The 15740-nt window shown below is 70.6% G+C and carries 10 protein-coding genes; all 10 read right to left on the bottom strand.

Features of this window, described 5'->3' with window-relative positions; all coding sequences use genetic code 11:
- Positions 1-13: 13 nt before the first annotated feature.
- Entirely contained in the window at positions 14-673 is a 660-nt protein-coding gene (locus ACT3T9_RS14140) for a response regulator (RefSeq protein WP_444606829.1), read from the bottom strand.
- Positions 670-1878: a sensor histidine kinase gene (locus ACT3T9_RS14135; RefSeq protein ID WP_444606828.1), complete on the bottom strand. Its 1209-nt coding sequence runs from the start codon at positions 1876-1878 to the stop codon at positions 670-672. Before ACT3T9_RS14135 ends, ACT3T9_RS14140 begins: the two co-directional genes overlap by 4 nt.
- 419 nt (positions 1879-2297) lie before the next feature.
- Complete coding sequence (locus ACT3T9_RS14130; RefSeq protein ID WP_444606827.1) at positions 2298-3311, bottom strand: SDR family NAD(P)-dependent oxidoreductase; 1014 nt, start codon at positions 3309-3311, stop codon at positions 2298-2300.
- 120 nt (positions 3312-3431) lie between these two features.
- A complete protein-coding gene (locus ACT3T9_RS14125; RefSeq protein WP_444606826.1) occupies positions 3432-5855 on the bottom strand; it encodes a glycoside hydrolase family 3 N-terminal domain-containing protein in 2424 nt (807 codons plus the stop codon).
- Positions 5852-8869 (bottom strand): glycoside hydrolase family 2 TIM barrel-domain containing protein, encoded by a 3018-nt coding sequence (locus ACT3T9_RS14120; protein WP_444606825.1) that lies wholly within the window; start codon positions 8867-8869, stop codon positions 5852-5854. Before ACT3T9_RS14120 ends, ACT3T9_RS14125 begins: the two co-directional genes overlap by 4 nt.
- Entirely contained in the window at positions 8866-10695 is a 1830-nt protein-coding gene (gene uidA / locus ACT3T9_RS14115; RefSeq protein ID WP_444606824.1) for a beta-glucuronidase, read from the bottom strand. Before uidA ends, ACT3T9_RS14120 begins: the two co-directional genes overlap by 4 nt.
- An 83-nt stretch (positions 10696-10778) precedes the next feature.
- Positions 10779-12014, bottom strand: a complete 1236-nt coding sequence (locus tag ACT3T9_RS14110; protein ID WP_444606823.1) for a glycoside hydrolase family 1 protein — start codon at positions 12012-12014, stop codon at positions 10779-10781.
- Between the two features lie 52 nt (positions 12015-12066).
- Positions 12067-12894 carry an ATP-binding cassette domain-containing protein gene (locus ACT3T9_RS14105; RefSeq protein WP_444606822.1) on the bottom strand — a complete coding sequence of 276 codons (828 nt, stop codon included), beginning with the start codon at positions 12892-12894 and terminating at the stop codon, positions 12067-12069.
- Positions 12891-14759 (bottom strand): ATP-binding cassette domain-containing protein, encoded by a 1869-nt coding sequence (locus tag ACT3T9_RS14100; protein WP_444606821.1) that lies wholly within the window; start codon positions 14757-14759, stop codon positions 12891-12893. Before ACT3T9_RS14100 ends, ACT3T9_RS14105 begins: the two co-directional genes overlap by 4 nt.
- Entirely contained in the window at positions 14756-15697 is a 942-nt protein-coding gene (locus tag ACT3T9_RS14095; protein WP_444606820.1) for an ABC transporter permease, read from the bottom strand. The genes ACT3T9_RS14100 and ACT3T9_RS14095 overlap by 4 nt, the downstream gene beginning before the upstream one ends.
- Positions 15698-15740: the final 43 nt, after the last annotated feature.

Here is a 15740-nt window from a genome sequence, read left to right as displayed (position 1 = left end):
CCCGAGCGGGGCGTCAGTCCACGATTCCCGCGGCGAAGGCATAGGCGATCAGCTGCGAGCGATCCCGCGCCTGCATCTTGGTCATCGAGCGGTTCACGTGCGTCTTCACCGTCAGCGGAGACAGGAACAGCTCCCCGGCGATGTCCGCATTGCTCTTGCCGAGGCAGGCGGCGCGCACCACGCCCAGCTCACGCGGGGTGAGGGCGTCGAACCGAGCGGCGAGCTCGGCATCGATGCTCCGGTGCCGCGCGGTGGCGATCTGGCCGATCACGGCGCTCGCAGCCACCGCGGAGAGCGCTCCTCCACCGGCGGCCACCTCCCGGATCCTGGCCGCGAGCTTGGTGGGCCCCACACCCTTGCCGAGGAATCCGTCGGCCCCGGCTCTCACGGCGGCCATCACGTGCTCGTCATGCTCGAAGGTGGTCAGGATGATGATCCTGACCTCTTCGGCGCTGCGGCTCGCGCGCAGGCGCCGGGTCGCCTCGACGCCGTCGACGCCGGGCATCCGGATGTCCATCAGCACCACGTCGGCGTCGATCCGTTCGAGCTCGGAGAGAGCCGCCAGCGCATCGGCGGCCTCTCCGACGACGGAGATGTCCTCCGCGGCCTCCAGGATGGTTCTGATCCCGGCACGGATCATATCCTGGTCATCGACGATGAATACTCGGATCATGACTGTGTCCTCCGTTCCTCGATGTCCAGCTGCTTGTCGATGCCCAGCACAGCGGTGACGCGGAAGCGTCGGGGAGTTTCCTCGATGTCCAGGCGGCCGCCGACAGAGGCCGCGCGCTCCTGCATCCCGATCAGTCCGTAGCCGGAGCCTCGAGAGGACGGCGCCGAGTCGCTGATCGTGTCGTTTTCGACCGTGATGACAAGATGCTCGTCGAGGACCTTCCCCGTCAGCCGGATCCGGCCGCTGCCGTGGCGCTGGGCGTTGGTCAGCGACTCCTGGGCGATCCGGTAGGCGGCGGCGCTCACTGCGGGATCGAGCGGCGGCAGGGAGTCCGGGAGGTCCGCGTCGACGGGGAACGAGGCCGCGCGCAGGGTGTCCACGAGCGCTCCGAGGTGGCGCACGTCGGCCACCGCGTCGATGCTGCCGCCGGCTCCGTGACGAAGGATGTCGAGGATCTGCTGCGTCTCCCGGAGCACTCTCTGCACCCCTTCCCGGGCGCCCTGCAGCGCCCCGCGCGCCGCCTCCGGATTCCGCTCCAGCTGCACCTCCGCGGCACCGAGCCCGATCCCGACCACGGCGATCTCATGTCCCACCGCGTCGTGGAGGTCCTGGGCGATGCGCAGCCGCTCACGCGCGACACCTCGTTCCACCGCCAGGTCCCGGGTCGCGATCGCCTCCAGCGCCCGCTCGCGCATCGCGTCGAGGTATCGCGCCTGGGAGCGCACCGCGCTCCCGATGGCGGTCGCCGAGACGCACAGGCTCGCCGCGAGGAGAGCGGATCCGGAGTCGAGCCCTGCCTGCTCGCGCACCACGACGGCCCCGTACACCCCGAGCGTCGTGAGGACCCCAGCCGGGAGGGACTTCGTCCCGCGCAGCGTGACGGACAGGAGCATCATCACCGAGACCGTCCACAGCACGACGTAGTCGTCGGTGAACAGCGCCGCCGCGCAGGTCGCGAGGACCACGAGCCCCAGGCCGACGCCGCGTCGGCGTCTCCCGAGCGCCAGCCCCGCACCCGCCAGCCCGAGCAGGGCGAACGTCAACGGGTGGGCGTCTGTCATCGTGGTCATGACGGCCTGGGTGACGAGCGCTGCGATCGCGGTGACGGTGAGGACGCTGTCCAGCGTCCCGATCCGCAGGAACCAGGTGAGGCGCGGTTCGTGGGCGAGGGGCAGGCGAGGAGTGACCTGTGGATCCTCGCTCATCGAGCGCCTCGTGGCGCGTCGTCCCTGCGCAGGTCGCCGCCGTGACCGGGACGCGACGAAGGGGTGAACCAGTCGAGGATCACCAGCCCTCCGGATCCGGCACTGCATCGCCCCGCACGGGTCAGGAGCTGTGCCATCGGGATTCCTTCCTCACGAGAGGATGTCGTCGATGCCCATCCTTCCGTCCCGCACGCCTCGGCACATCCTCCGCCTGGAGGGCTCCGGGCACCGCGCCCGACGCAGGATCACCGCCGATCGAGGCGCCCGGCTACTGCCTCTGGAGCACGTCGCCCTGCACGCCGGGTGCGGACTCCGGCGACGCGGGCCCCCGCGGAGCGGCGCTCCCACAGTCCGCTCCGCTCCGCGGATCCTGGCGGATGCTCGTCGGACGGGTGCTCATGGGATACCTGCCGCCGACCTCAGTAGACGGACTCGCCGCCGTCGCACGGCAGGATCGCGCCGTTGACATTGACGCTGTCGTCGCTCAGCAGGAAGGTGATCGAGGCGGCCAGCGCCTGGGGCATGGCGATGGGGAGGTCGGCCCGTGCGGCGTCGGTGCGCTGCTGGCCGAACTCGCTCGTGCCCGTCGGTCGCATCCCGGTGAGCGTGCCGCCCGGGGCGACGGAATTGGTACGGATGCCGTAGGGCTCGTACATGAACGCGTTGCTCTTCGTGATGCCGACGACGGCATGCTTCGAGGCGGTGTAGGCGAGGCCGGCGTTGGAGCCGCTCAGCGCGGCCGCCGAGGAGACGTTGACGATCGCGCCGCGGCCGGCCTCCATCATCCGCGGGAGCACGGCGCGTGTGAGACGGATGATCCCGAAGACGTTGACGTCGAAGACCTTCTCGAGCATCGGGTCCTGGACCTCATGGAGAGGGGCGAAGTCGTCCATCACGCCGGCGACGTTGGCGAGGGCGTCGATCCGCTCCCCGGCCGCGGCGACGATGGCCTCCGCGCCCTCGACGTCGGTGATGTCCGCGGCGACGGGGACCACCTCGTGGCCCTGGAGCTCGGTGCGGAGGTCCTCGAGTCGATCTCCGGAGAGGTCGACGGCGATGACACGGCCGCCCTCCCGGGCCACCCGGGAGGCGACGGCGCGGCCGATGCCGGAGGCGGCGCCGGTGACGACCACCGTGCGGCCGGCGAAGCGGCCGGAGGTGACCTGCTCAGCCCACGCGAGGCCGGTGGCCTCGTCGTCGGAGGGGACCCGGCCGCCGTTCGCCTGCGTGACGAGCTGGTCCACGAGCCCCTCCGGGGCGTTCGGAGAGGCTTCGACGAGATTGCGGAGGGACAGGTTCCGCAGGCCGGAGAGCGCACGCTCGTCCATGCCTGCCTGCTCGGCGATGCCGCGGACGATCTGCTCACCAGCGGGGTGCTGCAACCAAGCGGCGAGAGTGCTGTTGCCGCTGAGGGTGGGGATCTGCTCGATCAAGGTGGTTCCTTCTCTCCTGGGTGGTTCGACGGCGGCGAGCCGGAAGAGGTTCGCCGCCGCCGACGGGTTCATCCTGTCGGTTCGCTGAGCTGGGGGATCATGCGGTAAGACCGTCCTGCGTCATCCGACCGCGGTGATCGTCGTACGCGGGAGGGTGGAGTGCGGTGCCGCGACAACGTGCCGGTGCCCCATCACGCGGAAGTCTCCCCGCAGCGGGAGGTCCTCGGAGGAGGTCCCGCAGCGCACGCCGTACTCGCCGGGCTCCACCGCGAAGCGGCCGTGGGTGCTCGTGCATCCGAGCTGGTCCATGTCGATCTCCCAGCGCACGCGCGCGGAGGTGCCGGGCGCGAGCGGCACGCGGGCGAAGGCGGCGAGCTGGCGCTCCGGGCGGGTGACGCCGACTGCGGGGGCGGAGACATAGACCTGCACCACTTCGGTGCCCTCACGCTCGCCTTCGTTGGTGACGGTCGTCTCGACGTGGACGGTCCCGGAGGTGGATCCGGGACCGTCGATCGTGAGGTCCGACAGCGCGAAGCGGGTGTAGGAGAGCCCGTGCCCGAAGGGGTAGCGCGGGGTGTTCTCGAGGTCCACGTACCCGGTGAACTGGTCAGCCTCCGTGCGGCGCTGGCCGCTGCCGGGTTTCTGCGCGTGGTGGATCGGGACCTGGCCCACGTGCCGAGGGATCGTGAAGGGCAGCTTCCCCGAGGGGCAGATCCTCCCGAGGAGTGCATCCGCGAGGGCCTCGCCGCCCGCGGGGCCGGGGATGTAGCCGGTGAGGATCGCGTCCACCAGCGGTTCGATCGGGCCCAGATCGTAGGGCTTGCCCATGTACAGCACCGCGACCATCGGCTTCCCGAGCGCGGCGAGCTCCCGGATCAGCTCCATCTGCTGCGCGGGCAGCTGCAGGGTCGCGCCGTCCGAGCCCTCGCCCTCGGTGGCGCGGCCGGCGAAGGCGGCCGAGCGCCCCCCGATGGCCGCGATGATCACCTCGGCGTCGTGAGCGGCCTCCACCGCGGCGGGGATGTCCGCGGGCTCGTCGTCCAGCACACCGGTGCCCGCCGCGGTGACGACGTCGGCGCCGGGGAGCGCTTCGCGCAGCGCCTCGGCGAGGGAGATGGCGTCGAGGGTCTCGCGGGCGATTCGTTCCGGGTCGAGCGCTGCCATCGCCTCCAGTTTCGCCGTCATCTTCGCCTGCGTCGCGGGGTCCGGATCCGACATGGCCTTCTCCATCCCGGCCATGCGGGACTTCCCGGTGAGCATGCCGCGCAGGGTCTCCTGGAAGGCCGGGTGGGTGTAGTTGGCGAAGCCGGACATGACGGTGTCGGCGTGGGGGCCGATCACGGCGACGGAGCCGATGCCCGCATCGAGCGGGAGCGTGCCCCGGTCATTGCGGAGCAGAGTGATCGCCTCGTCCGTGATCCGGCGGGAGAGGTCCTTCCCGCTCGTGGCCAGAGTCCTCAGTCGCACCGGGTCCTCGTCGACGAAGGGGTCCTCGAACAGGCCCAGGGCGAACTTGTGGGTGAGGGTGCGGTGCACCGCGGTGTCGACGTCGGCCATGCTCGCCTCCCCGCGCTCGAGTCGGGCGGCGAGCTCCGGACCGTAGGCGTAGGGCGCGGGCAGCTCGATGTCGAGGCCGGCGCGCAGGCCGGCGTCGGCGACGGTGTCGCGGTCTCCCATCAGCTGGCGCTCGACCACGTAGAACAGGCTGCGGTAGTCGGAGACGACCGTGCCCTCGAAGCCGAGCTCGCCGCGCAGCAGGTCGGTGAGGATCTCGCGGGAGATCGCCACGGGGGCGCCGTCGATCTCGGAGTAGCTGTTCATGACGCTGTGCAGACCGGCCATGCGGATCGCCGCCTCGAAGGGCGCGGCGTGCACGTCGCGAAGCTCCCGCGGGCCCAGGTGCGTGGCTGCCATGTTCTGCCCGCTCTCGCTCCAGCCGTAGCCGAGGAAGTGCTTGGCGGTGGCGATGACGCCCTCGCGCAGGTCCTCCCCCTGCAGCCCCCGGACGAAGGCGACGCCGAAGGCGGAGGCGAGCAGGACGTCCTCGCCGTAGGTCTCATGCACCCGGCCCCAGCGGGCGTCGCGGGCCACGTCGAGCACGGGCGCGAGGGCCTGGCGCACACCGGTCGCGCGCAGCTGGCGGCGGATCAGATCGGCCATCTCGCCGATCGCGTCGGGGTCCCAGGTGCCGGCGAGGCCGATCGCCGTCGGGAAGGAGGTGAAGGCCTCGCCCTGCACGCCGTTGAGCGCCTCGTTGTGGAGGATCGCCGGGATCCCCAGTCGCGTGTGGTCGCGCAGGTAGGTCTGCACCTGGTTGTTCAGGCGGGCGAACCCGGCGGCGTCACCGGCGGCAGTGCCGACGCCGCAGAGGTGGCCGATTCCGTGGCCCAGATGAGCGCCGAGGGAGGCGGTGGTGACCTGGGGGGCACCGAGGGCGTGCGGCAGGACGCCCACCAGCTGGGCGGCCTTCTCCGAGGGCTTCATCCGCGAGAGCAGTTCGCTGGCCCGCTGCTGCGAGGTACGGAGGGTGTCCGTTGCGGTCATGAGGTCTGTCCTGTCGTGGGGTCGAGGGTGAGGCGCCAGCTCCAGGCATGGTGGGAGCCGACGAGGCGGTGCGGTGGTCGGGTGTCGGGGCCGAGCAGGCCGGTGCCGACCCCTCGGTGCGCGATATCGAGGTGGACGTGCGTCACGGTGCTCTCGGGCAGCTCCCACCAGTGGTCGACGCTCTCGAGCTCCTCGGAGCTGTGCCGCGAGAGCGTGGCATGCAGCCCTCGCGGCGCACGGGCGAGGACGGTGCCGGTGGGACCGGTGATCTCGAGCCGGGTGACCTCGCCGCGGGTGCCGTTGGACTGCGGCCGCAGGTACGGCACGGCCCAGGAGTCCACGCTCTGCTCCCACCGTCCCAGCAGCGCGGCGGAACGGCGATCGGGGTAGTTCTCCCAGGGGCCCAGACCCACCCACGACGTGTCCTCGAATCCGGTGGGCAGCACGAGCTCCATCCCGACCCGCAAACCGTCGCGGGTCCCTTCGGGCAGGATCACCTCCTCGTCCAGGAGGTAGTCGCCTGCGGCCACCTCGCCCGCGCGCCGACGGTGGACGACCAGGTCGCCGAAGGCGGTGCGATAGTCGGTCTCGATGAGCGCGATCCCGCCCTCGTGCTGGATGCGCACGTCCTCGACGTCGAGCCGGAAGAATCCGGAGCGGACGAAGCGCTGGTCGAGGGCGAAGGCCATGTCGTTGTCGGTCAGGGCGCGCCACAGCGAGAGCCGGGGCGGGCTCTCCAGGAGCGGGTGGACGATGTCTCCCCGCTCGTCCAGGGTCGGCGCATGACGCGGGCGCGGCATCACGGACATCGTGGGCGGCAGGCAGATCTGCTCGATGACCAGTGCGGTTCCGGCCGAAGCCCAGGGCGCATCGGCCATGGTGGCGCCGCGCAGGGTGAGGGCGAGCGCGTCGGGGGCGTGTACCGCGCGCACGATCTCCGGCGGCAGGGCGAGTGTGATGGTAGCCCCGGCAGGAACGGTCGGCAGGTCGACCTCGACCGCGACGACGGGGCCGTCCACGCCGTCGACCTGTGCTTCGACGCGGAGCGCGGAGAGGTCGGCGAAGGCCTGCCGGTTGCGGATGCTCACGCGGCCGGCGGCGGCGAGCGCCGCATCGGAGACGATCCGCAGTGGGCTGAAGATCCCTCGTGCCTCGAGCAGCGCGGGCTGCGGGGTGAGGTCGGGGAAGACGATGCCGTTGAGCATGGTGGCCACGGGATGCGTCTGGTCGCCGAGGTCTCCGCCGTAGCGCAGTCGGCCGTCGCCCTCGGGGTCGAGGGCGTGGTCGGCGAACTGCCAGATGAAGCCGCCCTGGAGAGAGGGCAGGGTCTCGAACAGCCGCCAGTACTCGACCAGACCCCCGGTCGAGTTCCCTTGTGAGTAGGCGTACTCGCACAGGATGACGGGCCGGTCCGCGCGTGGATCGCGCGCGTACGCCTCGAGCGCCGCGAAGGACGGGTACATCGGACAGACGACGTCCGATGCCGCATGACCGTCGTGCCAGTCCGCGGCGATCGCCCCCTCGTAGTGCACGGGCCGGGTGGGGTCGGCGCGGCGCACCCAGGCGGCGGCCGCGTCGTGCGCCGCCCCGTGCCCGGTCTCGTTGCCGAGGGACCACATGATCACACAGGCGTGATTGCGATCCCGGCGGACCATCCGGGCGATCCGGTCGACGATCTCGGTGAGATATCGGGGGTCATCGGCGAGGGTCGAGGCGAAGGCGTGGCCCTCGACGTCCGCCTCGTCGACGACGTAGAGGCCGTACTCGTCGCACAGGTCGAGCAGGACGGGATCGTTGGGGTAGTGCGCAGCGCGGATCGCGTTGACGTTGTGGCGCTTGAGCAGGGAGAGCTCTGCGGAGAGTCGTTCGCGGCTCATGACCCGCCCGTGCACCGGATCGGTGTCGTGGCGGGCGACTCCCTGGATGAGGATCCGCTGTCCGTTGACGAGCAGATCCGTGCCGACGATCTCCACCCGCCGGAACCCGATCCGCAGGCGGGTGCGGTCGACGACGCTGCCCGAGGCATCGCGCAGCTCGACATCGAGGTCATGGAGCGCCGGGGTCTCCGCCGTCCACGGCGCGACGTCGAGGTCCTCGAGGACGATCCGCGCCGTACCCGCCGGGGACGAGGGGCGATGGCCGACGATCGCCGCGGCGTCGGGGAGGGCGCGCAGCTCCGGGGGGACGGCGCCGCCCGCGGCGTTGATCGAGAGCATGTCCATCGCGTCCTCGGGGAACCGCGGGGCCGGCCGCGAGGAGCGATCGCGCGAGGGCGGTGGCATCGTCGGCGCCGGCATGCGGCCGGTGATCTCGGCGACGTGCTGCCTGCCGAGCAGGGAGACCACGATCTCGTGGCCGGGATCAGTCTCCCCCGCGAGCGCGTCGGCCCAGGCCACCAGGTCGAGGCGGCCCGTGCCCGTTGTGGGGTCGAGATCGGCCACGACGCGCAGGTCGGTGAGGTGCACCGCCGGGACCAGCATCAGCCCGACGGAGCGGGAGATCCCGGAGTGCCACCACTGGTCCTGGTCCTCGAGATACGCGGCGGCGGACCACTTCGCGACGTGCAGCTCGACCTCGTTGGTGCCGGGACGGACCTGGTCGGTGATATCGAACTCCGCGGCGAGGTGGGAGTCGCCGCTCGTGCCGACGAGCTCGCCGTTGACGACGGCCCGCAGGTGCCCCTCCGCCGCCCCGATGTGGAGCAGCACACGGCCGTCGTGCTCACCGAGCTCGACCGTGCGCCGGTGGACGCCGATCGGATTGTCCTCCGGGATGTGCGGCGGCACCTCGTCGAAAGGCATCGGCACGTTCGTGTAGCGCGCAGGGTCCTGCGGAGAGGTCATCGTCCACAGCCCCGGGACCTGGATCGTCCCCCATTCCGCGTGCGCGAGCGCGTCGATCGAGGGCACGAGCGCGAACTCCCACTCCCCGTCCAGCACGACGTCCAGCGGGCGCCGCAGGCTCGACATCGGCAGGCGACCGGGGTGCGAGAGGCCGGTGCCGTCGGACCTCACTTCCGGCTCCCGGGCTTGCGACCGCCCAGGCCGCGCCAGCGGTCCCGCAGGGAGAAGGCCGCGCTCTTGGGGCGGCGGTCACGGGTGAAGACGCCCTTCTTGTTGCCGTCGACCCGATGGATCCCGTTGGAGGTGGCGAAGTCCGCGAAGTTCCAGACCTGCTCGCCGACGAACTCGGGGAAGCGGTCGAAGACGCGGTGGTTCATCGCGAGGTAGTCGCGCTGGTACTCCTCCGTCCAGGCCTGGTCCCACACCGAGTGCAGACCGGGCTGGGTATCCGCCCCGTACTCGCTCATCATGACGGGCTTGCCGGTGCGCTCGACCCAGCTGCGCAGGTCCCGCTCGAGGTAGGACTCGGCGAGCGCCAGATCGCCGGTGGCCACGTACCAGCCGTAGTAGCGGTTCAGGCTGACCACGTCGGCGAGATCGATGATCTTGTCATTGGTCGTGTTCGCGAACATGACGATCGCGTAGGTGAGCGGGCGGGTGGGGTCGAGCTCGCGGGCCAGGGAGAACAGCGGCTCGAAGTACTCGAGGGCTCCCTCCTCGTTCGAGGCGGGCTCGTTGGCGATGCTCCACATGACCACGCTGGGGTGGTTCCGGTCGCGTTCGATGAGCTCGCGCAGGTGTTGCATGTGCGCCGCATGGGTGCGCTCGTTCGCGAACTGCTCGGAGAACGTGGGGAACGGGGGCTTGCCCGCCATACCGCCGACGACCCCCATGTTCAGACCCACGGCGGCGGTCTCGTCGATGACCACGATGCCGTGGCGGTCGGCGAACTCGAGCACCTCCTCGGCGTAGGGGTAATGGGAGGTGCGGAAGGAGTTCGCGCCGATCCAGTCCAGCAGCTGCATGTCGTGGACGAGATAGGCGTCGTCATGCCCCTTGCCGCGCACCGGGGTGTCCTCGTGCTTGCCGAAGCCGGTGAAGTAGAAGGGCTCGCCGTTGATGAGGAACTCGGCACCGCGCACCTCGACGGTGCGCACCCCGACGGGGAGCGTGATGCTGTCGGTCGCCGCGCTCTCCTCGGCCGTCCCGCCGGCCGATCCGTCGGTCAGCTCTGCGGTGAGCTCGTACAGGTGGGCCGCACCGGGCCGCCAGGGCGTGACCTCGGGGATCACGATCTCCCCGATCGCACCTGCGGACTCGGCCAGGGGGGTCCCGTCAGCATCGGCGAGGCGCACCCGCACCGCGGCACGGTCGGCGCCCTCTCCGGCCACTGCGACCTCGTAGTGGACGATGCCGGTGGTGCCGTCCAGGTCGGTGCGGATCACGACGTCCTGGATATGCCGCCGCGGCATGCTGTGCAGACTCACCGAGCGCGCGAGGCCGGCGTAGTTGTAGAAGTCGTGGAAGTAGGTCTGCTTCTTCTTCCCGCCGAAGCCGACCTCGATCTTGCCGGGCGGGATCGTCTCGTTGCTGAGGTCGCCGCTGACGGCGACGGTGAGGCGGAAGGCGCCGCCCGCGGCGACCAGGTCGGTGAGGTCCACGTCGAAGGGCGTGTACCCGCCCACGTGCTCCCCGGCGAGCTGCTCGTCCACGTAGACGCGTGCGGCGTGGGTGGCGGCCGCGAAGCGCAGGAGGATCCGCTCCCCCGCCCATCCGCGAGGCACCTGCACGGTGCGCTGGTAGTAGACCCAGCCCACGTGGTCGCGGATGTCGGGATCGGTGAAGAGATCGTTGTAGCTGGCAGGCACGGCCGCCTCCAGCGGGGTGTCGAGCCGGCCGGTCCAGGGCTGGTCGTCGAGGCGGCTGTCGAGGGCGAAGGCCCAGACGCCGTCAAGGCTGATGACCTCGCGGGTCGGGGTGGGGCGGGGCTTGAGCAAGGGGATCCTTCCGTAGGTGTGGGGGCGGGCTCGGCGGCAGGCCCCGCGCTCCGCGGTGGAGCGGGGCGGACCCTGCCGACGGGTCAGTCCAGGGCGTTGCGGTGCGCGACCTCGCCGAGCCAGGCGAGGCTCGGCTTCGGGGTGCGCACGAAGGTCTCGCGGTCCACGGCGATGAGGCCGAAGGTGGGCGCCCAGTGGCCCCACTCGTAGTTGTCCAGCAGGGACCAGTGCAGGTAGCCGCGCACATCGATGCCGTCAGCGATCGCGGCGTGCAGTCCCTCGAGGGCCTCGCGGGTGTAGCGGATCCGCTGCGCATCATCGGCCGTCGCGATCCCGTTCTCGGTGATGAGCAGGGGCACGCCACCGGTCATCTCGGCGGCGTGCCGCACGGCGATCTCGAGCGAGTCGGGGCGGTACGGGGTGCCCACGAGGGTGCTGTCGGGATGTGCGACGTGGGGCACGGGGCCGTGCTCGTCGACCTGCTGGCTCGAATAGGCCTGGACGCCGGCCCAGTCATCCCCGCGGCTGCCCTCCCAGAACACGTCCTCCTTGCCGTAGCGGACCTCGAGGAGCTTCTCCTCGCCGCCCGGGGCCGCAGTGAGGGCACCGGCCGCGATGGTCCAGCCGACCTTGGCGTCGGTCCGGTCTCGCAGCACCTCACGGGCCGCGTGATGGATGCCGACCAGCCGTCGGCCGATCTCCGGATCGGCATAGGCGATCACATTGCGGGAGGCGCGGTGGCGCTCCTCCTCGCTCATCTCGCGCTCCACGGTGGGGCTGATCCACTCGCCGTCGGCGCCAGCGACCATCCTCGCCATCGCCGTCATGATGGCGGCCTGCATGTTCGGCTCGTTCATCGTGGCGACCCACTCGACGCCCTCGAGGATGCTCGTCGTCGCCGTCACGTACCGCACGAAGCGCTCCTCGGCCTCGGGCGCGGCCCATCCGCCTGCCTCGGCGAACCAGTGCGGGGTCGTGAAGTGCTGCAGGGTCACCACGGGAGTCACGTGCCGTGCGAGGCAGGCGTCGATGACGCGTCGGTAGTGGTGCAGCGCCGCTCGCGAGATGTGCCCGGGGATCGGCTCGATGCGGGACCATTCGAGGCTGAAGCGGTAACTGTCGAGGCCGGCGTCGGCCAGGAGCGCCACGTCCTCCTCGAAGCGGTGGTAGCTGTCGCAGGCGTCGAGGGAGAGCTCCATCCCCGGGGTGCTCTGCTCCTTGTGCCACCAGTCGGAGTTGATGTTGCCACCCTCGATCTGGTGGCCGGCGGTGGAGGCTCCCCAGAGGAAGCCGTGGGGGAAGGCGGTCAGAGCGGTCATGGTCGTCTCCTGGAGGTCGTCGTGGTGCGTGGGATGTCAGGGGTTCGTCGGATCATGCGGTCGCGTCCAACAGCCGACGTCGCTTCTCGCGGCGCTCGCGCTGGGCCGCGGGATCGGCGACGGGGGCGGCGAGGAGCAGGCGCTCGGTGTAGGGGTGCTCGGGAGCCGAGGTGACCGTGGCGGCGTCCCCGCTCTCCACCATGTCGCCGCGGTAGAGCACGGCGACCCGATGGCTGATGTGGCGCACGACGGCCAGGTCGTGGGAGACGAAGAGGTATGCCACGCCGGTCTCCCGCTGGATGTCGATGAGCAGCTCGAGCACGTGCGCCTGGGTGGACAGATCCAGCGCGGAGACGGGCTCGTCGCACACGATCAGCTTCGGCCCGGGTGCCAGCGCCCGAGCGATGGCGACGCGCTGGCGCTGACCGCCGGAGAACTCCCGAGGCAGACGGTCGATGGCATCGACGGGAAGCTGCACCTGATCCAGCAGGCTGCGCACCCGCGCGCGGGCGTCGTGGCCCGTCGCCCCGTGGACGACGAGCGGTTCGGCGAGGATGTCGCCAATCGTCATCGAGGGGTTCAGCGAGGTGTACGGGTCCTGGAACACCACCTGGATCTGGCTGGCGAGCCCGCGGCGGGCTCGGCCTCGCAGGCCGGCGATCTCCTGGCCGGCGTAGCGGATCGATCCACCGGAGGGCCGCACCAGCCCGAGCACCGCTCGGCCGATCGTCGTCTTCCCCGATCCGGATTCTCCGACCAGGCCGACGGTGCGGGCGGCCTCCACGTCGAGGTCCACGCCGTGGAGCACCTCGACGGGGTTCGCGCGCCACCCCTTACCGGGGTACTGGACCCGCAGGTCCTCGATCTCCAGCAGGCTCATGAGGTGGCCTCCTTGTGAGTGATGGTCATGACGCTCTCGGCAGGCACCTCGGCACCAGCGCCGGTGGAGTTCTCGTGCGTCGGCGGATCCGAGCGCACCGTCTCCTCGTCGAGGATCGCGCCCAGCAGCATGCGGGTGTAGGAGTGCTGCGGGTCCCGGAAGATCTGTTCCACAGTCCCCTTCTCCACGATCTCCCCGGTGCGCATCACCGCGATGTGGTCACAGACATCGGCGACTACGCCGAAGTCGTGGGTGACCAGGAGGATTGCCATGCCGAGCTCCTGCTGCAGGTCGCGCAGCAGGTCGAGGATCTCCGCCTGGACGGTGACGTCCAGTGCGGTGGTCGGCTCATCGGCGATGAGCAGCCGGGGGCGGCTGGCGACCGCACCGGCGATGAGCACGCGCTGCGCCATGCCTCCCGAGATCTCGTGGGGATAGGCGTCGAAGGTGCGCTGCGGATCGGGGATCCCGCAGCGATCCAGCAGGCCGAGCACGCGCTCGCGGGCCTGCGCCCTGCTGAGCGAGGTCGCTGCGCACAGGCCCTCGAGGAGCTGCGAGCCGACCCGATAGGACGGGTCCAGGTTCGACATCGGCTCCTGCGGGATGTAGGAGATCGCACTGCCGCGCAGGGCGGACATCCGCCGGTCGTTCAACCCCAGCAGCTCGGTGCCGTCGAAGCAGATCGAGCCGGCGGTGATGATGGCCTCGGGCGGCAGCACGCCGAGGGTGGAGAAGGCTGTCTGGGACTTCCCCGACCCCGACTCCCCCACCAGGCCCAGCACATCACCTGCGGCGAGCGTCAGATCGATGCCTCGCACGACCTCCTTCAGCGTGCCGTCCACTCCCGGGTAGGCGATGGTGAGGCCGCGGATGCTCAGGATCGCCCCGGAATCCTCCGCTGCGGCCTCCGCGACGGCGGCATCGGCGGCGACCTTCTGACCCGCGCTGAGCTTGTGCGCCGCAGGGGTGGAGCCCTCGAGGGTGTCGCGCAGCGAATTGCCCAGCAGGACCAGGCAGGCGGTGATGACACCCAGCAGGAGGCTGGGCCACAGGAACTGGGTCGGTGCGATGTAGAGGTTGCGGAACCCGGAGGAGATCATCGCGCCGAAGCTCGGGATCTCCTTCGAGCCGACGCCGAGGAAGGCCAGGCCGGACTGGAGGTTGATCGCCGATCCCGCCATGAAGGCCGCCGCGATGATGATCGGCCCGCGGACCACCGAGAGGACGTGGCGGCCGAGGATGCGGAACGTGCCGAGCCCCGACACGCGAGCGGCGTCGACGTACAGCTCGTTCTTCACCCCGAGCACGAGATTGCGGACGATGCGGTAGATGCCCGGGGCCAGCAGCACGCCGAAGATCAGCATCGTGGCGCGGTAGTCCCCGCCCGTCAGCGGCATGAGGATGATCAGCAGCAGAACGCCCGGGAGGGTCATGATCAGCGAGAACACCCATTCGGTGGTCGACTGGACCAGCCGGGAGAAGTACCCGCCGACCAGTCCGGCCGTGACACCGACCAGGAGGGCGACGCTCGTGCCGATCAGCGCCGACACAGCGGCGGTGTTGATCGAGTGCAGCAGTCGGGAGAAGATGTCGCGGCCGGATTCGTCGGCGCCCAGCGGGTAGCCCGGCGTTCCCACGGGGGCGTTGACCATCCCGAGGTCGGCCTCGTTCGGGCCGTGCGGGGCGATCAGCGGGGTGAGGGCGCCGAGCACGAAGATCACCGCCAGGATCGCGAGGGTGATCACGGCCTGCTTGTCGCGCAGGATCTTGCGCCACATCGGTGTGCGCGCGGAGGCGTTCGTGCGGGGAAGGACGATCTCCTGCGTGCTGGGCCGGGTGGAGGTGCGGGGGCTGTCGGGGCTCATCGGACCCTCGCTCTCGGGTTCAGCCAGCCGTTGGCGATATCGGTGGCGAGGTTGACGATGGTGACCAGGACGACTCCGAAGGCGGAGACCCCGAGAATGACGGGGATGTCGCCCTGCAAGGTGGCGTTGAAGGCATAGCTGCCGAAGCCTGGCAGCGCGAAGACGTTCTCGATGATCAGCGCGGCACCGAACATCTGGATGAACTCCAGCGACATGACGGTCAGCGCCGGGCTGCCGGCGTTGCGCAGGGCGTGCTTGAGCACGATCGTGCGGTAGGGGATCCCCCGCGTGCGCAGGGTGCGCACGTAGTCGCGGCGCAGCTCGTCGATCATCCGGCCGCGCACCTGGGCCGACATGTTCGCGACACCGGCGATGCACAGGACCGTCACGGGGATCACGATGCTTCTCAACCATCCCAGAGGGTTCTCGCCGAACGGCACGTAGCCGGTGGCGGGCAGCCAGCCCAGCCGCACGCCGAACAGGACCACGAGGCCGATGGCCAGCAGCAGTCCCGGCAGGATGAAGCCGAGCAGGGAGATGATCTGGGCGAGGCGGTCGATGATCCCGCCGCGGGAGGCCGCCCACACGCCCAGCAGCACCGACAGCACGGACGTGATCGCAAGGGCGGGGACGATCAGGGACAGGGTCACGGCCAGTCGCTGGATGACCGACGGGAGCACGGACTGGGAAGTGAAGACGGAGACCCCGAAATCGCCGCGCACGGCCCCTGCGAGCCACTCGACGTACTGGACAAGCACCGGCCGGTCCCATCCGCGGGCGTGCATGAGCGCGGCGGTGGTCTCCTCCGTGGCGGACTGCCCCAGGACGGTCCGGGCCAGATCCGCGAACGAGGTGCTCACCAGGAGGTACACGATCAGAGTGATGAGCAGTGCGAGGACTGATCCGGCGGCCAGGCGACGCACGACATACGCGATCACGGCGCTGCTCCTTCGTGCGGGGGACGTGGACGGTGCGGCATCG

The sequence above is a fragment of the Brachybacterium sp. AOP29-B2-41 genome (assembly GCF_052378395.1).
In the GTDB taxonomy this organism is placed as follows: Bacteria; Actinomycetota; Actinomycetes; order Actinomycetales; family Dermabacteraceae; genus Brachybacterium.
This window is presented reverse-complemented; position numbering and strand designations above follow the sequence as displayed.